The 22,314-nt window shown below is 39.4% G+C and carries 19 protein-coding genes and 5 tRNA genes; 5 read left to right on the top strand and 19 right to left on the bottom strand.

Translation table 11 applies throughout. The annotated features are described in order from the left end of the window. Positions 1–28: 28 nt before the first annotated feature. From EU510_RS00695 to EU510_RS00645, 11 genes are all read right to left on the bottom strand, one after another. Positions 29–1,930 (bottom strand): SurA N-terminal domain-containing protein, encoded by a 1,902-nt coding sequence (locus tag EU510_RS00695; protein ID WP_149591825.1) that lies wholly within the window; start codon positions 1,928–1,930, stop codon positions 29–31. Between the two features lie 171 nt (positions 1,931–2,101). Continuing rightward, entirely contained in the window at positions 2,102–2,392 is a 291-nt protein-coding gene (locus EU510_RS00690) for an HU family DNA-binding protein (protein ID WP_158000827.1), read from the bottom strand. Positions 2,393–2,575: 183 nt separating this feature from the next. Beyond that, positions 2,576–4,945 (bottom strand): endopeptidase La, encoded by a 2,370-nt coding sequence (gene lon / locus EU510_RS00685; RefSeq protein ID WP_149591824.1) that lies wholly within the window; start codon positions 4,943–4,945, stop codon positions 2,576–2,578. A 151-nt stretch (positions 4,946–5,096) separates the two neighbouring features. Next, positions 5,097–6,380, bottom strand: coding sequence for an ATP-dependent protease ATP-binding subunit ClpX (gene clpX, locus EU510_RS00680; RefSeq protein WP_039484425.1), 1,284 nt, complete (start codon positions 6,378–6,380; stop codon positions 5,097–5,099). Between the two features lie 135 nt (positions 6,381–6,515). Next, the gene (gene clpP, locus EU510_RS00675; protein ID WP_002958346.1) at positions 6,516–7,133 is read right to left on the bottom strand and encodes an ATP-dependent Clp endopeptidase proteolytic subunit ClpP; all 618 of its coding nucleotides are present in this window, start codon (positions 7,131–7,133) and stop codon (positions 6,516–6,518) included. 164 nt (positions 7,134–7,297) lie between these two features. After that, complete coding sequence (gene tig, locus EU510_RS00670) at positions 7,298–8,602, bottom strand: trigger factor (RefSeq protein ID WP_149591823.1); 1,305 nt, start codon at positions 8,600–8,602, stop codon at positions 7,298–7,300. 378 nt (positions 8,603–8,980) lie between these two features. Continuing rightward, positions 8,981–9,057 (bottom strand) — tRNA-Pro (locus tag EU510_RS00665). A gap of 70 nt (positions 9,058–9,127) precedes the next feature. Beyond that, positions 9,128–9,204 (bottom strand) — tRNA-Pro (locus EU510_RS00660). Positions 9,205–9,218: 14 nt separating this feature from the next. Continuing rightward, positions 9,219–9,294: transfer RNA gene (locus EU510_RS00655), tRNA-His, on the bottom strand. Positions 9,295–9,317: 23 nt separating this feature from the next. After that, positions 9,318–9,394: transfer RNA gene (locus tag EU510_RS00650), tRNA-Arg, on the bottom strand. A gap of 57 nt (positions 9,395–9,451) precedes the next feature. Beyond that, positions 9,452–9,528: transfer RNA gene (locus tag EU510_RS00645), tRNA-Pro, on the bottom strand. A 352-nt stretch (positions 9,529–9,880) separates the two neighbouring features. On the opposite strand from EU510_RS00645, the gene folD reads away from it, so the two are divergent. Next, positions 9,881–10,735, top strand: a complete 855-nt coding sequence (gene folD / locus EU510_RS00640) for a bifunctional methylenetetrahydrofolate dehydrogenase/methenyltetrahydrofolate cyclohydrolase FolD (protein WP_002958348.1) — start codon at positions 9,881–9,883, stop codon at positions 10,733–10,735. 72 nt (positions 10,736–10,807) lie between these two features. Here folD and cysS read toward each other — a convergent pair whose 3' ends face one another. Next, on the bottom strand, positions 10,808–12,187 hold the full coding sequence (gene cysS / locus EU510_RS00635) for a cysteine--tRNA ligase (protein ID WP_149591822.1): 1,380 nt from the start codon (positions 12,185–12,187) through the stop codon (positions 10,808–10,810). 155 nt (positions 12,188–12,342) lie between these two features. Between cysS and EU510_RS00630 the strand changes: the two genes are divergently transcribed. The 3 genes from EU510_RS00630 to EU510_RS00620 all read left to right on the top strand — a co-directional run bounded on the left by EU510_RS00630 (position 12,343) and on the right by EU510_RS00620 (position 14,501). Beyond that, entirely contained in the window at positions 12,343–12,834 is a 492-nt protein-coding gene (locus EU510_RS00630) for a peptidylprolyl isomerase (protein WP_002958350.1), read from the top strand. Positions 12,835–12,923: 89 nt separating this feature from the next. Continuing rightward, positions 12,924–13,661 carry a UDP-2,3-diacylglucosamine diphosphatase gene (locus EU510_RS00625; protein ID WP_149591821.1) on the top strand — a complete coding sequence of 246 codons (738 nt, stop codon included), beginning with the start codon at positions 12,924–12,926 and terminating at the stop codon, positions 13,659–13,661. Between the two features lie 54 nt (positions 13,662–13,715). Next, entirely contained in the window at positions 13,716–14,501 is a 786-nt protein-coding gene (locus EU510_RS00620) for a transporter substrate-binding domain-containing protein (protein ID WP_149591820.1), read from the top strand. Here the strand turns inward: EU510_RS00620 and miaE are convergent. Next, the gene (gene miaE, locus EU510_RS00615; protein WP_149591819.1) at positions 14,498–15,265 is read right to left on the bottom strand and encodes a tRNA isopentenyl-2-thiomethyl-A-37 hydroxylase MiaE; all 768 of its coding nucleotides are present in this window, start codon (positions 15,263–15,265) and stop codon (positions 14,498–14,500) included. The genes EU510_RS00620 and miaE overlap by 4 nt on opposite strands. A 206-nt stretch (positions 15,266–15,471) precedes the next feature. Between miaE and EU510_RS00610 the strand changes: the two genes are divergently transcribed. Further along, complete coding sequence (locus tag EU510_RS00610) at positions 15,472–16,071, top strand: Yip1 family protein (RefSeq protein WP_149591818.1); 600 nt, start codon at positions 15,472–15,474, stop codon at positions 16,069–16,071. Between the two features lie 113 nt (positions 16,072–16,184). Here the strand turns inward: EU510_RS00610 and purF are convergent, their stop codons facing one another. The 6 genes from purF to truA all read right to left on the bottom strand — a co-directional run bounded on the left by purF (position 16,185) and on the right by truA (position 22,188). Next, a complete protein-coding gene (gene purF / locus EU510_RS00605; RefSeq protein ID WP_024596369.1) occupies positions 16,185–17,711 on the bottom strand; it encodes an amidophosphoribosyltransferase in 1,527 nt (508 codons plus the stop codon). Between the two features lie 18 nt (positions 17,712–17,729). Further along, a complete protein-coding gene (locus EU510_RS00600; RefSeq protein WP_002958356.1) occupies positions 17,730–18,224 on the bottom strand; it encodes a CvpA family protein in 495 nt (164 codons plus the stop codon). Between the two features lie 194 nt (positions 18,225–18,418). Continuing rightward, entirely contained in the window at positions 18,419–19,060 is a 642-nt protein-coding gene (locus tag EU510_RS00595) for an SPOR domain-containing protein (RefSeq protein ID WP_149591817.1), read from the bottom strand. Positions 19,061–19,071: 11 nt separating this feature from the next. Beyond that, a complete protein-coding gene (gene folC / locus EU510_RS00590; RefSeq protein WP_149591816.1) occupies positions 19,072–20,337 on the bottom strand; it encodes a bifunctional tetrahydrofolate synthase/dihydrofolate synthase in 1,266 nt (421 codons plus the stop codon). Between the two features lie 25 nt (positions 20,338–20,362). Continuing rightward, on the bottom strand, positions 20,363–21,238 hold the full coding sequence (gene accD, locus EU510_RS00585) for an acetyl-CoA carboxylase, carboxyltransferase subunit beta (RefSeq protein WP_149591815.1): 876 nt from the start codon (positions 21,236–21,238) through the stop codon (positions 20,363–20,365). Positions 21,239–21,393: 155 nt separating this feature from the next. Next, entirely contained in the window at positions 21,394–22,188 is a 795-nt protein-coding gene (truA, locus tag EU510_RS00580; RefSeq protein WP_149591814.1) for a tRNA pseudouridine(38-40) synthase TruA, read from the bottom strand. Positions 22,189–22,314: the final 126 nt, after the last annotated feature.

Here is a 22,314-nt window from a genome sequence, read left to right as displayed (position 1 = left end):
AGCGCCTTTCTTTATGAGCTAAAATTAATTACTCAACAGTTTGTGTAGCCGCTGGTAAGTTAAGCTCAGCATTGGCTTTAAGCGCTTCAATAAATACCATGTAGTTTTTATTAGCTTGCGCCATAGTAATGCTTTGTTTTGCTTGAGGGTCAATATTAGCTGCAACTTGTGCATCTGTTACCGACTTAAGCGCAACAATTGCTGCATCACCATTATTTAAATTAACGAGGTCGACTACCGCAGAATCCGCTGGGTGAGCCATTTTAAAAGCTTGAGTCACAATAGCAGGTGAAACAGTGTAGCTTTGACGTGTTAACTGCGCTTCTTGGCGAAGTGTTAAGCTCTGCTCATTAGCAACATCGTTTAAGCTCTTACCTGCTTGTACTTCTGCAAATAAGCTACGTGCCTTTTCTTTAGCAAGCTCAGATGATTTTTCATTAACTAAACGCGCTTTAATTTCCTCGTTTACTTCATCTAACGGCTTAGTAGCAGCAGCTTTGTGCTCGTTAATACGAACAATGATTGCATGCTCATCGCCAAGCTCAATAACTTCAGAATTTACTTTATCTTCAAGTAAATCAACTGATGTTAATGCTGTAACAACTGCAGGGCTGTTTAACGGCTCTGGTAGAGCATTAAGTGCTAAAAGAGGTGTAGATTTAACTTCCACTTCAGCAACTTCTGCAGCATCATCTAAGCGGTCTGAAATTTCAAATGCAAGTGCACCCATTTCAGTTTGCTTTTCATAAAATGCATCTATTTTTTCAGCTTGCTCTAATTCAGCACGTAAGTCAGCTTTAACATCGTCAAACGCTTTAACTTGTTGTGGTTGAATATCAGTAAGTTTAATTATGTGATAACCAAACTCAGAAGTAACAACGTCAGAAATATCACCTTTATTTTCAAGCGCGAAAGCCGCGTCTTCAAATGCAGGGTCCATTACGTCACGCTCAATCCACTCAAGATCGCCGCCCATTTCACCACTAACGATATCGTCAGACGATGACTCAGCAAGCTCTGCAAAATCTGCACCTTGCTCAAGTTGAGCGTGTAGCGCGTTAGCTTTTTCTTTAGCTGCATCGTCGTCTTCACTGTTATCAATTAAGATATGCGATACGCGACGCTTTTCTGGCTCAACGTATTGTGCTTTGTTTTGCTCATAATACGCTTTAACGTCATCCTCGGTCACCGATTCAACATTAATATCTGCGGCTTTAAGCTCAATGTAACTTACTGAGATAAGCTCTGGAGATAAAAATTGAGATGCGTTTAGGTCGTAGTAATCAGATACTTCTTGATCTGATACTTCAACATTCGCGGCAAGTGCCTCTTTGTTTACAACTACGTAATCAATACTACGAGTTTGCTGCTGAAGAGCAATTGCACTTTTCAGCTCGCTCTCTAGGGCAAAGTCTGTACCGGCAACAGCAGATACTACCTGGCTACGTGTCATATCTTTACGTAAATATTCACGAAAAGCATCTGGTTGAAAATTCATTTGACGAATTACTTGTAGGTAACGGTCGTTATTGAATTTTTCACCAATTTGAAAGTACGGTAATTCTAAAATTGTTTTACGTACACTTTCGTCGCTTACGCGAAGGCCTAAATCAGCCGCTAGCTGTGATTGCAATTCTTGTTGTACTAAGCGGTCAATTACACCTTGACGAATTTGTGCCATGTAATTTGGATCAGCTGCAATTTGTGTAAAGTATTCACCAAATTGTTGCTCTAAACGGCTACGTTCATTTTGGTAAGCACGGTTAAAATCGGTTTGACTAATTTTAATTCCATTTACTTCAGCAACGGGTTGTTCTGTGGTTTGACCTAAGTAACTACCGATCCCTGCTAAGGCAAAAGATAAAATCACCGCGCCTAAAATTATTTTGGCTACAGGTCCTTGCGAACCTTCTCTGATTTTCTCAAGCATTTGTTTATCTCTTTTTGATCAAGGTATTTTACCTTGTCACATGTAAAAAAAGCGTATCTTACCAGATACGCTTTTTCACTTGAAGTAACTGGCGGAAAAGTTACTTAACTCATCTGTTGTGGTGAATCAGTAACTCTACACTCGCCATAACTAATGTGTTTAAAACAGTGATTAGTTTACTGCGTCTTTAAGCGCTTTACCGGCTTTGAAAGCTGGAATAGTTGCAGCAGCAATTTGGATAGTTTCACCAGTTTGCGGGTTACGGCCTGAACGTGCAGCACGTTCACGTACTGAGAAAGTACCAAAACCTACAAGTGCAACTGAGTCGCCATCTTTTAGCGCGCCAGAAACAGATTCGATGAATGAATCTAGTGCACGACCTGCAGCCGCTTTAGAAATGTCAGCATCAGCTGCGATTTGATCGATTAATTGAGATTTATTCACAATATCATCCTCTTTCATTGTTATTATCAAGAGCGATGGTTTTTTAAACTAACATCACTTTTTTGAAAATTTTAGAGCAAACTTTTAATGCCCACATGATTATATTTTTCTTAAGCCTAGGCCCCATAAGGGCTAGGCTTGAAAACCAGTGCTTAACTTATCATACCGTTTAGATTTGAAAAGCCCTAAAAAGCACTTTTTTTATGTTTTTTCTTGGTTTTTAGGTGTTTCGACCGAAAAACTCTCAACAGGATGCACTAAAGCAAGCTTTAACACCTCGTCAATCCAAGTAACTGGGTGAATATCAAGACCTGCCAGCACATTGTCTGGTATCTCTTTTAAGTCACGTTCGTTAATTTTTGGAATGATCACTGTTTTAATTCCACCACGATGCGCCGCTAATAACTTCTCTTTTAAACCACCAATAGGAAGTACTTCACCGCGTAGCGTAATTTCACCAGTCATAGCAACATCTGCTCGAACAGGATTACCCGTTAAGCTAGATACAAGACCCGTTACCATAGCTGCGCCCGCACTTGGACCATCTTTTGGTGTTGCGCCTTCAGGTACATGTACATGAATATCACGTTTTTCGTAAAAGTCGCTGTTAATACGGAAAGTATCAGCGCGATTACGCACAACCGTCATTGCCGCTTGAATCGACTCTTGCATTACATCGCCAAGAGAGCCGGTGTAACTTAACTTGCCTTTACCTGGCACTGCCGCACATTCAATTGTTAGCAAATCGCCGCCAACTTCTGTCCATGCTAAACCTGTAACTTGACCAATACGGTCGCCATCTTCAGCTTTACCATAATCAAAGCGCTGCACACCTAAAAAGTCTTCTAGGTTATCTTGATTGATAGTCACTATTTTAGTGTCTTTTTCAAGTAAGATATTTTTAACTGCTTTACGACATAGTTTCGAAATTTCGCGCTCTAAGTTACGTACACCCGCTTCACGTGTGTAATAACGAATAATGCCAATAATTGCGCTGTCTTCGATAACTATTTCAGACTCTTTTAAGCCGTTACGTTTAACTTGTTTAGTAATTAAGTGCTCTTTTGCAATGTTTAGCTTTTCATCTTCGGTGTAACCCGACAAGCGAATAACTTCCATACGGTCCAACAATGGACCAGGAATGTTAAAGCTGTTTGATGTTGCTACAAACATAACGTCAGATAAATCATAATCTACTTCAAGATAGTGATCGGCAAAATGACTGTTTTGCTCGGGATCAAGCACCTCTAACAATGCTGATGCTGGGTCACCGCGCATGTCTGATGACATCTTATCGATTTCGTCTAACAAGAATAATGGGTTTTTAACGCCCACTTTAGACATGTTTTGAATTAGCTTGCCTGGCATAGAACCAATGTAAGTACGACGATGACCGCGAATTTCAGCCTCATCACGTACGCCGCCAAGTGCCATACGCACATATTTACGACCAGTAGAACGCGCTATAGATTGCCCAAGTGATGTTTTACCAACACCAGGTGGTCCAACTAAACATAAAATTGGCCCTTTGAGCTTATTAGTACGCTGTTGCACCGCGAGGTACTCAATAATGCGTTCTTTTACTTTATCTAAGCCGTGGTGATCGCTATCAAGAATTTTTTGGGCGCCTGCTAAGTCTTTTTTCACTTTAGAGCGTTTTTTCCATGGCACATTAATTAATGTATCTATGTATGAACGCACTACAGTCGCTTCGGCAGACATTGGCGACATCATTTTAAGCTTATTGAGCTCTGTAGTTGCCTTTTCTTTAGCTTCATCAGGCATGCCAGAATCTTCAATACGCTTTTTGAGCGCTTCAAATTCGTCAGGCACATCATCAAGCTCACCAAGTTCTTTTTGAATGGCTTTCATTTGCTCATTGAGGTAATACTCGCGCTGAGATTTTTCCATCTGCTTTTTAACACGGGTACGAATTTTCTTCTCAACTTGCAGTAAGTCTATTTCACCTTCCATTAGTGCCATTAAATATTCAAGACGTTCTGTAACACTTGAAATTTCGAGCACTTTTTGTTTTTCAGGTACTTTAAGCGGCATATGCGCTGCCATTGTGTCGGCAAGACGTGCTGGCTCATCAATACCTGAAACCGAAGTTAGTACTTCAGGTGGAATTTTTTTATTTAGCTTTACATAGCCTTCAAACTGGCTAATTGCGCTTCGGATAAAAATATCTTGCTCTTGTTCATCTACAGAATCAGATTCAATAAATTGAGCATTAGCGACAAAAAAATCATCGTTATCAACAAACTCTTCAATTTGTGCGCGCTGTGTACCTTCGACTAAAACTTTAACTGTACCATCTGGTAATTTTAATAACTGAAGTACAGTGGCAATAGTACCGATACGATAAATATCATCTTGCTCTGGTTCATCTACAGTTGCATCTTTTTGTGCAACTAAGAAAATTTGTTTGTCTTTGTCCATTGCCGCTTCTAGGCATTTTATTGATTTTTCACGGCCAACAAAAAGCGGGATCACCATGTGCGGATATACCACAACATCGCGCAGTGCAAGGACTGGGATTTCGACTCGGTCGGTTCTCTCAAGCGTCATTATAGTTTCTCTTCGCACTTCATTTATTTTAAAGATTACTCAAGTATATGGGGATAACCTAATTAAAGTTCAACAATTTTCCCTAACTCGATTAAATTAATTATAAAAAAAGGAGCCTAAGGCTCCTTTTTCCATTCAAATAGCTTAAAAACTATTCTGATGAAGCTTTATCTTGCTTATTATTTTCATAAATCAAGATTGGGTCTGACTCACCTTTAATAACGGTTTCATCAATAACCACTTTGCTTACATCATCCATTGAAGGAAGTTCGTACATAGTATCAAGTAATACGCCTTCAACAATTGAACGAAGACCACGTGCACCTGTTTTACGCTCCATTGCTTTGTGAGCAATTGCAGCTAAGGCATCATCGCGAAACTCGAGTTCAACATCTTCCATACCAAACAATACTGAAAACTGTTTAGTAATCGCGTTTTTAGGTTCACTCAATATTTGCACAAGAGCTGCTTCATCAAGCTCTGTTAATGTAGCCACTACCGGCAAACGGCCTATAAACTCAGGAATTAAGCCATATTTAACTAAATCTTCTGGTTCTACGTCTTTAAATGTTTCACTTAAAGAACGACTCGCCGCAGACTCTTTTACGCTAACGCCAAAACCGATACCGGTGTTTTTATGGCTACGTTGCTCAATTACTTTATCTAGGCCTGAAAATGCACCACCACAAATAAACAAGATTTTAGATGTATCTACTTGTAAAAACTCTTGCTGTGGATGTTTACGACCACCTTGCGGTGGAACAGAAGCAACGGTGCCTTCAATCAGTTTAAGTAGCGCCTGTTGAACGCCCTCGCCTGATACATCACGCGTAATTGAAGGATTATCAGATTTACGAGAAATCTTGTCAATTTCATCGATGTAGACAATACCGCGCTGTGCTTTTTCGACATCGTAATCGCACTTTTGTAAAAGCTTTTGAATGATGTTTTCAACATCTTCACCTACATAACCTGCTTCGGTTAATGTAGTGGCATCGGCCATAGTAAACGGCACATCAAGTAGGCGCGCTAATGTTTCTGCAAGTAATGTTTTACCACTACCTGTTGGGCCAATAAGCAAAATATTACTTTTACTTAATTCAATGTCTTGCTTAGTCGATTGGTTACGTAGGCGTTTATAATGGTTATAAACGGCAACAGACAATACTTTTTTAGCATGATCTTGACCAATAACATAATCGTCTAAGTGGTTACGAATTTCTTTTGGTACAGGTAGTTTGTCAGACGTATCATGCTTAGGAGCAATGTCTTTAATCTCTTCCCTGATAATATCGTTACACAACTCTACACATTCATCACAAACGTATACTGAAGGGCCTGCAATTAATTTACGCACTTCATGTTGGCTTTTGCCACAAAAAGAGCAGTATAACAATTTATTACTTTTGTCGCCGTCTGTAGGAGTGTCAGACATTCAGCTACCTCATTTTATTACGTTGGCCACCAAACCTGTTGGCGGCTATTTCAATACGCTTTAACTATACCAAAATTTATTGGTTTTCGCATAGTAACTCAAAGTGGCAAACAGGCAGTCCTGCTTACCAAGCGCTTACTTTTTGTCGCGATTTGTAAACACAGAGTCTACCAAGCCGTAATCTACAGCTTGCGAAGCACTCATGAAGTTATCACGATCTGTGTCTTTAGAGATAATATCCAATGGTTGGCCTGTATGCTCAGCCATTAAGCGGTTAAGCTTATCTTTAATAGACAGAATTTCTTTAGCGTGTATTTCAAAGTCAGATGCTTGACCTTGGAAACCACCTAATGGTTGGTGAATCATCACACGTGAGTTTGGTAGGCAAAAACGCTTACCTTTAGCACCAGCAGTAAGTAAAAAAGCACCCATGCTTGCAGCTTGTCCTACACATATTGTACTTACATCTGGTTTGATGAAGTTCATTGTGTCGTAAATAGCCATACCCGCAGTTACTGAACCACCTGGTGAGTTGATATATAAAAAGATATCTTTATCAGGGTTTTCTGATTCTAAAAATAGCATTTGCGCTAAGATCAGATTTGCCATGTTGTCTTCAACTTGACCTGTTAAAAAGATAATACGCTCTTTTAATAATCTCGAATAAATATCATACGAGCGCTCGCCTTTCGGTGTTTGTTCAACAACCATTGGGACCAATGCATTTAGGGGATCTGTAATACCAGTATTCATACTTATTTAATTCCTTATGCGCTTATACTTATCCTTATTATAAGGAAGCATAGTTATCGTTTTTCGCAAATTTAGAGCCAAAAACTAAAATGGCCCGGGCACGCTGTATAAACAGAGTAACACGAGCCATTTAATCGTTAGCGAGAGCTTAAGTCAATGACTTATTAAGCACCTTGCTGTGGATTCATGATGTCATCAAATGCTTTTTCAACATCAGTAACAACTGCTTTAGCTAAAATAGCTTCAACAGCTTGCTCTTCCATTGCTACATTACGCATTTGCTGCATAAGTTGATCATTACCTTTGTAGTATTCTACTACTTCAGTTGGATCTTCGTATGCAGAAGCTACTGTTGCAATTAATGCTTCAACTTTAGCGTCATCAACTTTGATGTCGTTAGCTTTAATCACTTCACCTAATAAAAGGCCAGTTTTAACACGTGTTACAGCTTGCTCGTGGAACAATTCAGCTGGAAGCTCTGGCATGTTTTGAGCGTCGCCGCCAAAACGTTGAGCCGCTTGCTGACGTAGAGCATCAACTTCTTGATCAACAAGTGCTTTAGGTACTTCAATTTCGTTGTTAGCTAAAAGACCTTTGATTGCTTGGTCTTTAACGCTTGCTTTAACCGCTTGGTCTAGCTCACGTGTCATGTTCTTTTTAACTTCTTCTTTAAGCGCGTCTACGCCGCCTTCGGTAACACCGAATTTAGTTGCAAACTCTTCGCTTAATTCTGGTAACTCTTGCGCTTCAACTTTTTTCACTGTGATAGTGAATTGAGCCGCTTTACCTTTTAAGTTTTCAGCGTGGTAATCATCAGGGAAAGTCACATCAGCAACTACTTCTTCGCCTGCTTTTTTACCTACGATGTTATCTTCAAAACCTGGGATCATACGACCTTGGCCAAGTTCTAATGGGAAGTCTTCAGCTTTGCCGCCTTCAAATACTTCACCGTCGATAGTACCTACGAAATCAACTGTTACACGGTCGTTTTCGCCAGCAGCTGCATCAACATCAGTCCACTCTGCGTGTTGCTTACGAAGTGTTTCTAGCATGTTAGCTAAATCTTCGTCAGTTACTGTTACTGCTGGTTTTTCAACAGTAATTTTATCTAAACCTTGAACTTCAACTTCAGGGTAAACTTCAAACGTTGCTGAGAATTCTAAATCTTTACCTGCTTCAAGTGATTTAGGAGCGAATGTAGGCGCGCCAGCTGGATTGATTTTTTCAGAAACGATTGCTTCAATGTAATTACGTTGCATTACTTCGCCAGCAACTTCTTGACGAACTGCAGGGCCAAAACGCTTGTTAATTACAGATACTGGAACTTTACCAGCACGGAAACCATCTATACGCTGTGTTTTTGACAGTTGTTGTAGGCGTTTTTTTACTTCGGTCTCAACGTTCTCTGAAGGAACGGTGATAGTTATACGGCGCTCAAGGCCTTGGGTCGTCTCAACAGAAACTTGCATGATTTACCTCAATATTCAATTTTGGCGACTGTTCGCCTTCCTTTACAAACAAAGTGTTCTGCATGAGTCTTGATAAAGTTTAAGCGGTTTTTCACACTTAAAAGCATCCGTCGCTACCATGAGACACCATTGCTGCTTTGCCCTTCGGGCACTATGTTAAACAATAGACGCGGCATTATAACCTAATATTTATGATAGTCGAGTATAGGGGGCAATTATTTGGACTAGATAAGGGACTATAAAGACTAACTGAATAAAAAACAGGCTAACTACGGACTAAATAGAATAAAATAGAAATTATTTAATAGAATTATAGGCTAACAGATTTAGATTTATAACTTAGAGGAATTTATTTATTGTTCTTATTAGATAAGAAAATGGTCGGCGATGCAGGATTTGAACCTGCGACCCCTTGGACCCAAACCAAGTGCGCTACCAAACTGCGCTAATCGCCGACATTGAAGAATTAACTTCTTTTTTCATACTGAACACTTAAACTGAGAGTTTAAGACCATTTTAAGAAAATGGTCGGCGATGCAGGATTTGAACCTGCGACCCCTTGGACCCAAACCAAGTGCGCTACCAAACTGCGCTAATCGCCGATATTCGTTGTAAATGGGGTGACTGATGGGGCTCGAACCCACGACAACCGGAATCACAATCCGGGGCTCTACCAACTGAGCTACAATCACCGCTATATTTACATGTTTTCAAATGGTGCACCCAGAAGGATTCGAACCTTCGACCGACGCCTTAGAAGGGCGTTGCTCTATCCAGCTGAGCTATGGGCGCATCGAAAACTTCATATTTTACCAATAAGCTATTCGATTATAAAAAATTATAAAAAAATGGTCGGCGATGCAGGATTTGAACCTGCGACCCCTTGGACCCAAACCAAGTGCGCTACCAAACTGCGCTAATCGCCGAAACTTATTATTGATAGCGAGTGACCTCGTTGACAACGGGGTGCATAATAGTGATTTGACGGGGTTAGGTCAAACGTTTTTTTAAGAAAACCAATCAAGTGCTCATTTTTAGTGCACAATGGTTAAATATTATAATAGTCGGCTGAATTTTAAACTATTTAACAGCTCAAACGTTATATACCTTAAAAGCAACTTGGCGCTGCTATGCTTTTCTGCGAAAATAGTAAGCACATTATAAAACGAGTCAAATAAAGAGTATGTTTTCTTTATTAGCATTTTAACCCCTATTTTATTATGCATTCGTTTTTAGAGTATCGGTATCTAGTTAATTAACCCCAATTAAAGGTCACCCATGACGGCAAACATCATTGATGGTAAGGCAATCGCAAAACAAGTACGTAGCGCTGTAGCAGAACGCGTAAGTGAACGTGTAGCAAATGGTTTACGTGCACCAGGACTTGCAGTAGTACTTGTAGGACTTGATCCAGCAAGCCAAGTTTATGTTGGTTCAAAACGTAAAGCATGTGAAGAAGTAGGTTTTATTTCTAAATCATTTGATTTACCTGCGGACACACAAGAGCAAACTCTTTTAGATTTAATTGACGAGCTAAATAATGATGCCGAAGTTGATGGAATTTTAGTGCAGTTACCACTGCCAAAAGGTCTTGATGCTGAAAAGATTTTAGAACGTATTACCCCACATAAAGATGTTGATGGATTTCATCCATATAACATTGGTCGATTAGCACAGCGTATGCCTGCCCTTCGCCCATGTACGCCTAAAGGTATAATTACATTACTTGATTCAACGGGTGTACGTTATAAAGGTATGCATGCAGTTGTCGTTGGCGCGTCAAATATTGTTGGTCGTCCAATGTCGTTAGAGCTTTTATTAGCAGGTTGTACTACCACTGTTTGTCATAAGTTTACTCAAGACTTAGAAACACATGTTCGCCGCGCTGACTTATTAGTTGTGGCTGTCGGTAAACCTGAATTTATACCGGGAGATTGGATAAAAGAAGGCGCTATTGTTATCGATGTGGGCATTAACCGCTTAGATACGGGTAAACTAGTCGGTGATGTTCAATACAGTGTGGCCGAACAAAAAGCGCATTTTATTACACCTGTACCAGGTGGTGTTGGCCCGATGACTGTCGCAAGCTTAATTGAAAACACACTTGAAGCGTGTGAAAAATATCACAGCTAAGCTGTTAAAAAATCAAAAAAGGGTTGCCATTTGGCAACCCTTTTTTAGTTTGACCTGAATTACTTTAAACGCTTACGCTTTACGCCACGTTGTTTTACCAGCTGAATCTTCAAGTATTACACCTAATGCATTAAGTGCATCGCGAGCTTCATCAGCAGCAGCCCAGTCCTTACTAGCACGTGCTTCATTACGTTTTACAATTAATGCTTCAATTGTCGCAACTTCGTCGTCATCTTGCCCACCTTGTAAAAAAGCTTCCGGTGCTTGTTGAGCAACGCCTAACACTTCACCAAGGCTACGCAGTATAAACGCTAATTTGCCAGCTTGACCTGCGTCACTTTCTTTTACGCGGTTTAATTCTTTAGCAAGTTCGAACAACACAGGTAGTGCCTCTGGTGTATTAAAGTCGTCATTCATTGCCTTTCTAAATTTAGCAACAAACTCATTGCCTTCTAAATCGCATTCTACCGGTTCAACATCACGAAGCGCTGTATAAATGCGTTCAAGTGATGAACGCGCTTGGTCTAAATTTTCTTGTGAGTAATTTAATTGGCTGCGGTAATGCCCTGAAATTAAAAAATAACGAACAGATTCGGCATCGTATGCTTTTAAAACTTCACGCACAGTAAAAAAGTTATCTAACGACTTAGACATTTTTTCTTTATTTACTTGCACCATACCAGTATGTATCCATGTATTTACATACTTGCCGTTGTTTGCACAGCACGACTGGGCAATTTCGTTTTCATGATGTGGAAACTGTAAATCAGACCCCCCACCGTGAATATCAAAATGCTCACCTAAGTGTTTTGAGCTCATTGCCGAACATTCAATATGCCAACCAGGACGCCCTTCACCCCACGGTGATGACCATGAAGGCTCACCTGCTTTTGCTTTTTTCCATAACACAAAATCAAGTGGATCGTCTTTATCTTGAGCCACTTCAACGCGAGAACCTGATTGAAGCATTGTTAAATCTTGCTGAGATAGCGCGCCGTATTGCTCAAACGTTGAAACATCAAATAATACATCGCCATCAGCTGCAACATAGGCATGGCCTTTTTCAATCAAGCGCTTAACCATAACGATGATTTCATCCATATGGCTTGTAACTGTTGGCTCAATATCTGGGCGTAGCATATTCAGGCTATCAAAATCTTCATGCATCGCTTTAGTCATGCGCACAGTTAAGTCGTTTATAGACTCACCATTTTCATTTGCACGTTTAATTATTTTATCGTCAACATCGGTAATATTGCGTACATATTTTAAATCATAACCAATATGACGTAAGTAGCGCACAATAACGTCAAACCCTACAAAAGTACGAGCGTGTCCAATATGGCAGTAATCATAAATGGTGATACCACACACATACATGTCGATTTTGCCTTCGACCATAGGTTTAAATTGCTCTTTTTGTCGCGTGAGTGTGTTGTATATATTTACCATTTACTTTGAGTCCTTGACTATTTACTTGAACAGTCATGTTACCACTTGAAAAGCCCCTGCTCTAGCGCTTTATAACAAACCAAACATCTACTTTGTTAATCTTAGCCAACTACGATAAAATAGCGCCAATATTTAAACCGGATATAGGAAAACACATGGTTGTTCTACACACCAATTTTGGTGACATCACCATTAAAATGTTTGAGCAAGAAGCTCCAAACACAGTTAAAAACTTTTTAGAGTATGCAAATGCTGATTTTTTCAACGGCACTATCTTTCATCGTGTAATCGATGGTTTTATGGTTCAAGGCGGTGGTTTTGTACCAGGTATGGAACAAAAAGAAGTTAACGACCCAATTAAAAATGAAGCTAATAATGGCCTATCTAATAAAATAGGTACTTTAGCAATGGCGCGTACGCCTGATCCTCATTCAGCTACAGCGCAGTTTTTCATTAACGTGAACAACAATGACTTTTTAAACCACAGCAGCGAAACATCGCAAGGCTGGGGTTACTGTGTTTTTGCTGAAGTAGTAGAAGGCATGGACGTAGTAAATAAAATAAAAGGCGTAGCAACAGGTAGTACTGGTTTTCACCAAGACGTACCTCTTGAAGACGTGATCATCGAAAGCGTTACTGTTAGCTAATAGTAAGTTTACCCACGTAATGTGGAGTATCAGCGGGCATTTACGCAATGTGTATACGCCCGCTTTATTTATATCGAAAAGACTGACCTATGACTCGCCAAACTTACTTTATTGCAGATTTACACCTAAGCGAAAACCGCCCCGACATTAGTGCTGCATTTTTTGACTTTTTAAATACGCATATACTAAATAAAGATGTAGATGCACTTTATATTTTGGGTGATTTTTTTGAAGTATGGGTTGGAGATGACTACATAACAGAGCTGAGTGCCGATGTAGCAAAGCATTTAAGCGCCGTTAATGATGGCGGAACACCTGTTTATTTTATACATGGCAACCGTGATTTCATCATGCGCAAGCAATATGCAGACATGGCCGCAATGACATTACTCGATGAACAAACAGTCATTGATTTATATGGTACGCCTACCGTTATTTTACATGGCGACGAAATGTGTACTCAAGACACTGAGTATCAAAAATTTCGTAAAAAAAGCCGTGGTTGGTGGTGGCCAAAATTAATGCTTGCAATGCCACTTTGGTATCGTAAAAAAATAGCACGTAATGCCCGTGAAAAAAGTAAGTTGAGCCAAGCTGATAAACCTATCGAAATTTTAGACGTTGTAGATGAAGCCGTGCTTGCCACCTTTGCCAAACATAACGTTACTAATATGATTCATGGTCATACTCATCGCCCTAATGTTCATACCTATAAAGTTAATGAACAAACGCTTACTCGCACAGTGCTAGGTGACTGGTATACCCAAGGCTCTTATTTAGTCGTTACCCCTAAATCACAAGAATTAATTAGCACGCCTTTCGCATAATTTAAAATCCTGACTATTATTTAACTATATATTTGAATAATAGTGAGAGGTTTAATGATTAAGCTGTTAATTTTCATAGTAGTAATTGCCATTCCTACCAAAGTATTTAGCGAGCAAACATGGCAAATTGTTACTGAAGACTACCCTCCCTATTTTAGCGAAAACCTTCCTGATAACGGTTGGTTATACGAAATAACTCAATCAGCCCTTAAAACTCAAGGCATTAATAGCGAAGCCGAGTTTACGACATGGGACCGCGCCCTAAAGCTATTAGAAAAAAAAAGAAAAACAGCTATTTTAGGCGCTTTTTACTCATTAAAAAGAAATGAAGTTTTTTACTACTCTCGCCCACTTGCAGTTGCTCACTCAGGAATTTTTAAACGCAAAGAGAGTGCTATTAATTTCGATGGTACAGTTCAATCATTAACACCTTATAGTATTGGTACAGAAGACAATGCCTTTGTAAGCCAAGAGTTTACTAGAAACACTGAGCTGGCAATAACATCTACTAAAAGCCTTCCTACAAGTTTATACCTGCTACAACAAGGACGTATTGATTTGGTCGCAGGCACTAAAGAAGTAGGGAAGTATTGGCTAGAGCACAATAACGAAGTTGATTTAGATAAGAATAAAATTGAGTACTTATTGCCAGATCTTGCTTCTCATAAACTATATTTAGTTGTCTCTAAATCAAATTACAGGGCAAAAGAGTACTTACAAAAATTTAATAGAGGGATTGATATAATAATTGAAAACGGAAGCATTGCTGAAATCATGAAAAAACATAATTTCAGCAATCAAAAAAGAGCCGAATACATTAATTTTTTAAAAGAAAATTAGCTTTGTGCTATTGGCAGGCCACTATGAAACTTAAAATCTTCATCCTGTGAAGTAATTAATTGTGCTTCAATTTCGCCAAATTCTTTAACTCGTTCGGTAATATCAAAATCAGCAATTTCTTGCGCTAAAGTTAGATAATCTTGGTAATGACGGGCTTCAGAGCGCAGTAGCGAAATATAAAAATCACCTAAACGTTTGTCAACATGCGGCGCGAGCTTTGCAAAACGCTCACACGAACGCGCCTCAATGTAAGCGCCTACAATTAATTTATCAACAAGGGCGTTTGGCTCAAACGTTTTAACATGACGAAGCATGCCTTTTGCATAACGACATGGTGTAATGCTTTGGTACTCTACACCGCACTCGTCCATAATTTCGAGCACTTGGTAAAAATGATGCAACTCTTCTTTTATCAACAATACCATTTTATCAATTAAATCTTGTCCATATGGCGAATTAGATTTAGGAATTATTGATTTGGTTAGCTTATTTTTAGCCGCGAGATCACGCCAATTTCCTTCACGCTTATAAATGAGCGTTTCAAATGGCTTTAGCCACTCGAGTAAGGCATCACTGCCCTCTTTATCAACAGCGTATTTACGTATTAAAAACATCGCACTTTGAGCCGCTTTTAACTCACAAATTAAGTGATCGATTAAGATTACTGATAAGTTTTCTTTTTTAATTGCCTGCTCCACCCACTGCTGTGGGGTTGTACACACTAAAAAGTTATTGATCGGCTCTAAAAGTTGGCTATGTGGCACGTTGGCTGCTCATTACTAAATAAATTTGATATGCCGTTATTTTAACACGAAATTTTGGTTGGGATAAATCAAAGCCCTAACCTGCGTAAAAATGTTAATAGTGAGTTAACTTGACTTTGCAAAATAAGTGAACCATAACTGTACATAGACTGTATAAAAATAAACCAACCAAAACAGTAATACGTTCCTTTTATGGAGTAAGCACTATGATACTAAATCACCTCTGGGGCATTTATGCTCACCCTCTTGAAGAATGGCAAACAATAGATAATCGCCATGAAAGTTTAACCTATAGCTTATCGCATATTTTACTAATTGCTTTGTTTCCGTCAATAATGGGTTATTACTCATCTGTTTATTTAGGATGGAGTATAGGTGCAGGCGACCCTGTATTTTTAACGCACGACAGTGCGTTATTAATTGCAGGTGCAATGTATTTTGCTTTAATAGCGGGTGTTTTTGCATTGGCATATTTAGCTCATTGGATGGCCGTTACATTTGGCTCTAAGCCTACATTTACACAAACACTTGAACTTGCAGCTTATACTGCAACGCCTGTGTTTATGTCGGCACTTGCCGCCTTTTGGCCTGTACTTTGGTTTGTAGTGTGTATTGGAATTATTGCACTAGCTTACTCGGTCTACTTACTTTATACCGGCGTACCAATCCTTATGCATATTCCACAAGAGCGTGGCTTTATTTACGCCAGCTCGGTTGTAACGTGTGGATTAATATTACTGGTTATTATTTTAGCTGTAACAGCGATGCTTTGGACAAATGGGATTGTTAGCCCTATGTTTACTTAATAAAGTTTAGCTAATAAAGAGTCGTGTTTGATAGAAATGTTCCCTTTCTTTCCTTCGCAAAAAAGGAGCTATTAGCTCCTTTTTTTATATTTAATAGTTTTTATCAATAACCATCAATCAGCTTCATTTTCGTCTTGGTTGTGAATCTCTAAACTAGAAGACATCGCACTTTCGCGGGTGCTTTTTGCTGAATCGTTACGTAGCTCATCAATACGGTTTAAATAGTTTTGATCAATATCGCCTGTAATATATTGCCCATCAAATACTGAGGTTTCGAACTTAGTAATTTCAGGATTTTCTTGGCTAACCGCAGCAATTAAATCTTTTAACGATTGAAAGATTAAACCATCAGAGCCAATACTTGCGTTAATATCTTCTACTTCACGGCCGTGAGCAATAAGCTCAGCTGCTGAAGGCATATCAATACCGTACACATTAGGGAAGCGTATTTCAGGCGCTGCGGATGCAAAGTAAACGTTTTTAGCACCAGATTCTCGAGCCATTTCAACAATTTGTGCTGATGTTGTACCACGAACAATTGAGTCATCGACCAATAATACGTTTTTACCTTTAAACTCGCGATCAATTGCGTTTAGCTTTTGACGCACTGATTTTTTACGCATCTCTTGGCCAGGCATGATAAATGTACGACCAATATAGCGGTTTTTAACAAAACCTTGGCGATACGGTAAATCAAGCACTCGTGCAATTTCCAGTGCTACATCGCATGAAGTTTCTGGGATTGGGATAACTACATCAATATCTTTGTCAGCCCATTCGCGTGCAATTTTTTCACCTAACTTAGTCCCCATGTTTACGCGTGTTGCGTACACAGACATACGGTCTATTGTTGAATCAGGTCGAGCAAAGTAAACAAATTCAAAAATACACGGCGAGTAAGATGCTTTATCTGCACAACTAAGTGAATGAAATTCACCTTCTTCTGTAACATATATAGCTTCGCCAGGGGCAACATCACGCACAAACTCAAAGCCGTCCGGTTTTAAAGCAACGCTTTCTGAGGCGAACATGTACTCAGTGCCTTTTGCAGTCTCACGTTTACCAAATACAAGTGGACGGATACCATTCGGGTCGCGAAAAGCAACAATACCGTGACCAATGATCATAGCAATTGTTGCATAACCACCGCTTACTTTATTATTTACCTCGGTTACCGCAGTAAATATATCTTCAGGGTCTAAATGCAACTTATCAGATTTACTTAGTTCATGTGCCATGATGTTGAGTAAGATTTCTGAATCAGATGTTGTATTTACATGACGACGTGCTTCTGAGAATAACTGCTCTTTTAAAGCCTCTGCATTAGTAAGGTTACCATTATGGGCAAGCGCTATACCAAACGGTGAGTTGACATAAAAAGGCTGTGCTTCAGATGAGCTTGAAGACCCTGCTGTAGGATAGCGAACGTGGCCAAGACCAATCGTACCTTGTAGTCGTTTCATATGACGAGTGTGAAAAGCGTCTTTCACTAAGCCATTTGCTTTGCGTAAGCTGAACGTATTATTCTCAATGGTAATGATACCCGCGGCATCTTGACCACGGTGCTGCAAAACAGTTAAGCCATCATAAATCGCCTGATTGACAGGGGATGTTCCGACTATTCCAACGATACCACACATGTAATTTATCCTCGCCGATTAACGGTTTACTGAATTTAAAAAGCTCGAGTTGTTTTCTAGGTACGAAAAAAACCATTCAACAACAAAGCCAAACTCTGGAATCAAAATAGAATTGCCCCACCAGTGCGTATTGGGTGCACCAGTAAAAGCATCAAGAAAGAAGAGTAACGCGCTCACGACCAACACGCCTCGTAGAGCACCAAACACTATGCCAAAGACACGGTCGGTACCCGATAAACCAGTACGATGTACAAGTTCACCTAAAATGTAGTTTAGTAAACCGCCTAACAGTAGCGTCGCAAAGAATAATATGGCAATGGCCGCCGCATTTCTTAAAAGGGGTTCAGAAATGGTTGTTAGGAAGGAAGCTAAATATTGGTAAAATAAGCTAGAGATGATAAAGGCGCCAGCCCATACCGCTAATGACATTGCTTCTTTTACAAAGCCGCGTATTAAACCGATGATGGTAGACAATACAATGATGCCAATAATGGCGTAATCAACCCAGATCATAAGAACCAATTAGTCGCTAATTTGGGGCGCATTCTATACCCAAACATCGTTAGTATGCAAGTTTAAACGGGAGATTACTGGGTAGTGGTTAATACAAAAAATTAACATTTTAGTCTAGGTATTGTGAGATAAAGATAATGATAAAAAAAATATAAATAAATAAAAAAAGGCTTGTTATACAAGCCTTTTTAAAATTATTTTGTTACTTCGTACTGCGTAACTTTACCATTTAATTTAGTAAGCTCTTTGAGCTGGGGGAGCTGTTTTTGTAGTTCACTTTTATCAAGCGAAGGACCAACAAATACTTTGGTTAATGTCCCATTTGGGGTTTTAATCGGTTTAGTAAACGTTTTAAACCCTTCAGCCTTCAATTTAGCCTGTAATGCTTTAACATTTGCAACATGTGAAAAACTACCTAATTGAATAACATAAGCCATACTCGTTAGGTTTTTATCACTTTTACGTGGTGCAATAGGCTCTGGTTTAGCTTGAACAGGCGCTTTTGTAATTGGTGTAGTTTTGGGTTCTATAGTTGCTTCAACAACTTTATCCTCTACAGCGTAATCACTCTCATCCATCGCGCTTTGCTGCTCAAAAGCTTCGTCGTCAGCTTGAATGTCTTCAATTTCATCTTGCTTTAGTGGCTCAGCATTAGCCATATTTTCATCAATTGACTCTTGAAGATCGATTGTTTTGAACTCAGGGCGGTCTGGGATCGCTTTAAAGCCTTCTTTATAATGCACTTTTTCGCCATCGAGTATATTAGGGATAAACACAATTGCTGCGATCACCACTATACTTGTTCCGACTAAGCGATTAATAAAACTTGAGTTCACCGACATCCTCTCTATTTTTTAAAATAATTAATAGCGCCAGCAACTGTAAAAAATGAACCAAATATAATCAACATAGTATCACTTTGTTGTTCTGGTAAAATTACATTCAGTGCCTGTGCCACACTATCATAGCTATTAATAGTATTATGATGAGACAATTCCTGCAGTGCATTTTGTAAATTACTTGCAGTATCGCCTCGCGGGCCACTTAAGCTCGCTAATGACCACTCATCGACCAAGTGACTTACTTCTTTAAGTACACCCGCTTTATCTTTATCAGCAAGCATAGCGGCTAATGCATGAATTTTAAAGCCTTTATCTTTATAGCTTGATAACTTATTGGCTAAATAACGTGCCGACTCAGGGTTGTGTGCCACGTCGGTAAAGACTAACGGCTCAATACTTAACTGTTGAAATCGCCCTTCGACAACTAAATTAGCTAAACAACTTCGTATAGTTGATTCACTAGGTAATAAGTTTAAAACACTTAACGTAGTTAATGCAGTTGCTGCATTTTGACTCGGTATTGCAAGCTTATCTATTTCAAGATTATGTTCTTTATATTGCCAATTAAAGCTCTCAACATTTTCTTTAAAAATAAAGTCACTGCCAGACAACGTCATGTTGGCATTAATTTCTTTACCATAATCAGTCATAGTGTGAGGAATATTTAAATCCCCGATAATAGCGGGCGTATTTTCACGAAAAATACCGGCTTTATCATAAGCCACTAGCTCACGTGTATCACCTAAGTACTCTTTATGGTCTAAGTCTATAGTAGTGATCACGCTTGCAAAGGGAGTGACTATATTTGTAGCGTCAAAGCGCCCACCTAAACCCACCTCTAGTAATACATAGTCGACGTTACAGCGTTTAAAAATTGCCAATGCCCCCAAAGTACCATATTCAAAATAAGTCAGAGGAGTGTCTTTACGGCCTTGCTCAAGCTGGTGAAAAGCATTTATATGAAATTGGTCTGCCAATTCTTCCCCATTAACTCGTACACGCTCGTTATAACGAATTAAATGTGGAGATGCGTAAGTACCCACACTGAAACCTTGCGCTAGCAATAGCGACTCTAAGCAGCGTGCTGTGGTGCCCTTACCGTTTGTACCGGCAATAAGAATAATTTTACTTGGAGTGTTTAAAAGGCCAATATTGTTAGCAACATTAGCAACTCGTTCTAAGCCCATGGCAATGTTAGCTGGGTGAACACTTTCTAAATAAAAAAGCCAATCATCAAGGCTTGATGATTGGCTAGGAATTGTTTTTGTCATAGCGTGTAATCAGTAAAGCTGAAATTTACGCTACTCTATGCTCTTGTTCCGTAGAAGGCAAGTTCATAAATTTAGCTAAAATGCGTGCAAGGGTATCGCGCATTTCACGGCGGTCAATAATCATGTCAATTGCACCATGTTCTAGCAAAAATTCACTACGCTGAAAACCTTCAGGTAATGTTTCGCGAACAGTCTGCTCAATAACACGAGGACCTGCAAAACCAATTAACGCTTTAGGTTCAGCAACATTAATATCGCCTAGCATAGCAAGTGATGCAGATACACCACCCATAGTTGGATCAGTCATGACTGAAATAAACGGAAGACCTTTTTCAGTCATTTTTGCAAGTGCAGCACTTGTTTTAGCCATTTGCATAAGAGACATAAGCGCTTCTTGCATACGTGCACCGCCTGATGCAGAAAAACAAATAAGCGGCATGTTATGCTCTAAACATTGATCAACAGCATCAACAAAGCGAGCGCCAACAACAGAAGCCATTGAGCCACCCATAAATGAGAACTCAAATGCTACCGCTGCCACTGGAATACCTTTTAATCGGCCTTTCATAGCTACAAGTGCATCTTTTTCACCACTTGCTTTTTGGGCTGCACTGATACGGTCAGAGTACTTTTTAGAATCTTTAAATTTAAGAATGTCTTTAGGCTCATGTTGTGTACCAAGCTCTAGACGATCGCCTTCATCTAAGAAGTGCTCTAGGCGCTTACGACCACTAACACGCATGTGATGATCACACTTAGGACATACGTTTAATGATTTTTCTAATTCAGCTTTATATAAAATTGAATCACACGATGTACACTTAGCCCAAACACCTTCTGGGATTTCTTTACGACCTGATGATTTTGTCGTTTTAGGTAAGATTTTTTCTAGCCAACTCATTTGCAACTCTCTTAATGCTGTTCTGTGTCGCGAGCCTGCCAATAGCAATTAGCAGACAAATTTTTTCAATTAAAACATGAATTACACTAACGCGGTATAAAAAACTGGTCTTAGTAGTTAAAAGTGTTCATGAAAAACACTAACAACAACCATAACTAAATCTCAGCATCAGGTAAAAACAATGGACCTAAAGGCATTTTAGGTATATTAAATTCTTCAGGATAATCGACATCAACCAAGTATAAACCTGCAGCTTTAGCTGTAGCGCTTGCTTTAGCACGCTCTTTACAATCAAGTAATTCTTTCAACCAAATTGGCTGCTGCTTGTGTATGCCAATATCCATCAAGCTCCCCGTTATATTGCGTACCATATGATGTAAAAACGCATTCGCTTTAATATCAATAATAACGTAAGTACCTTGGCGCTTTACCGACAGGTGATGAATGGTTCTTGTCGGTGTATTAGCTTGGCAATGTATCGCTCTAAAAGAGGTGAAATCGTGTTTACCTATTAAGTACTGACACGCCTCTTGCATCTTTGTTTCATCAAGGTGGTGATGAAAATGCGTAACACCCTCGTTTAATACTGCTCCTCGTAAGGGAGAGTTATAAATAACATAGCGATAACGACGAGCTGTAGCACTAAAACGGGCATGAAAGTCATCAGCAACCGGTTGTGCAAAGCGAATAGCAATATCTTTAGGCATTAAAGTATTCATACCTAGCGTAAATGCGACCATATCGCGATCGGCTTCAGTGTCAAAGTGTATTACTTGGCCTGTACCGTGTACACCCGCATCTGTACGACCTGCACATATAACTTCAACTGGATGATTACAAATGCGCGACAGCGCTTTTTCTACTTCCTGTTGTACGCTATTTACATGTGATTGACGTTGCCACCCACTATAGCGTACGCCGTTGTATTCAACTCCAAGTGCTACTCGCATAATTACTGCTTTACCTACTGTGCTAATGAACACGGCATTTTATGCTATCTCTCGACGCAATAAAAGGAGGTGTGCTGTAATACCCTTTTTATTAAAAACATGATCATTTTAATGAATCAAATAACT

The sequence above is a fragment of the Pseudoalteromonas sp. FUC4 genome (genome assembly GCF_008370255.1).
GTDB lineage: Bacteria > Pseudomonadota > Gammaproteobacteria > Enterobacterales > Alteromonadaceae > Pseudoalteromonas.
Note: the sequence above shows the minus strand (reverse complement) of the source record. Positions and strands in the feature narration are given on the sequence as shown.

Bases quoted from the DNA above. Each gene is read 5' to 3' on its own strand.
- purF (WP_024596369.1), bottom strand. From the start codon at position 17,711: ATGTGTGGTATCGTTGGAATAGTCGGAACATCCCCTGTCAATCAGGCG.
- lon (WP_149591824.1), bottom strand. From the start codon at position 4,945: ATGACGCTTGAGAGAACCGACCGAGTCGAAATCCCAGTCCTTGCACTG.
- cysS (WP_149591822.1), bottom strand. From the start codon at position 12,187: ATGGTAAATATATACAACACACTCACGCGACAAAAAGAGCAATTTAAA.
- clpX (WP_039484425.1), bottom strand. From the start codon at position 6,380: ATGTCTGACACTCCTACAGACGGCGACAAAAGTAATAAATTGTTATAC.
- EU510_RS00695 (WP_149591825.1), bottom strand. From the start codon at position 1,930: ATGCTTGAGAAAATCAGAGAAGGTTCGCAAGGACCTGTAGCCAAAATA.
- tig (WP_149591823.1), bottom strand. From the start codon at position 8,602: ATGCAAGTTTCTGTTGAGACGACCCAAGGCCTTGAGCGCCGTATAACT.
- EU510_RS00625 (WP_149591821.1), top strand. From the start codon at position 12,924: ATGACTCGCCAAACTTACTTTATTGCAGATTTACACCTAAGCGAAAAC.
- accD (WP_149591815.1), bottom strand. From the start codon at position 21,238: ATGAGTTGGCTAGAAAAAATCTTACCTAAAACGACAAAATCATCAGGT.
- EU510_RS00630 (WP_002958350.1), top strand. From the start codon at position 12,343: ATGGTTGTTCTACACACCAATTTTGGTGACATCACCATTAAAATGTTT.
- EU510_RS00620 (WP_149591820.1), top strand. From the start codon at position 13,716: ATGATTAAGCTGTTAATTTTCATAGTAGTAATTGCCATTCCTACCAAA.
- EU510_RS00610 (WP_149591818.1), top strand. From the start codon at position 15,472: ATGATACTAAATCACCTCTGGGGCATTTATGCTCACCCTCTTGAAGAA.
- folD (WP_002958348.1), top strand. From the start codon at position 9,881: ATGACGGCAAACATCATTGATGGTAAGGCAATCGCAAAACAAGTACGT.
- clpP (WP_002958346.1), bottom strand. From the start codon at position 7,133: ATGAATACTGGTATTACAGATCCCCTAAATGCATTGGTCCCAATGGTT.
- EU510_RS00600 (WP_002958356.1), bottom strand. From the start codon at position 18,224: ATGATCTGGGTTGATTACGCCATTATTGGCATCATTGTATTGTCTACC.
- folC (WP_149591816.1), bottom strand. From the start codon at position 20,337: ATGACAAAAACAATTCCTAGCCAATCATCAAGCCTTGATGATTGGCTT.
- truA (WP_149591814.1), bottom strand. From the start codon at position 22,188: ATGCGAGTAGCACTTGGAGTTGAATACAACGGCGTACGCTATAGTGGG.
- EU510_RS00690 (WP_158000827.1), bottom strand. From the start codon at position 2,392: ATGAAAGAGGATGATATTGTGAATAAATCTCAATTAATCGATCAAATC.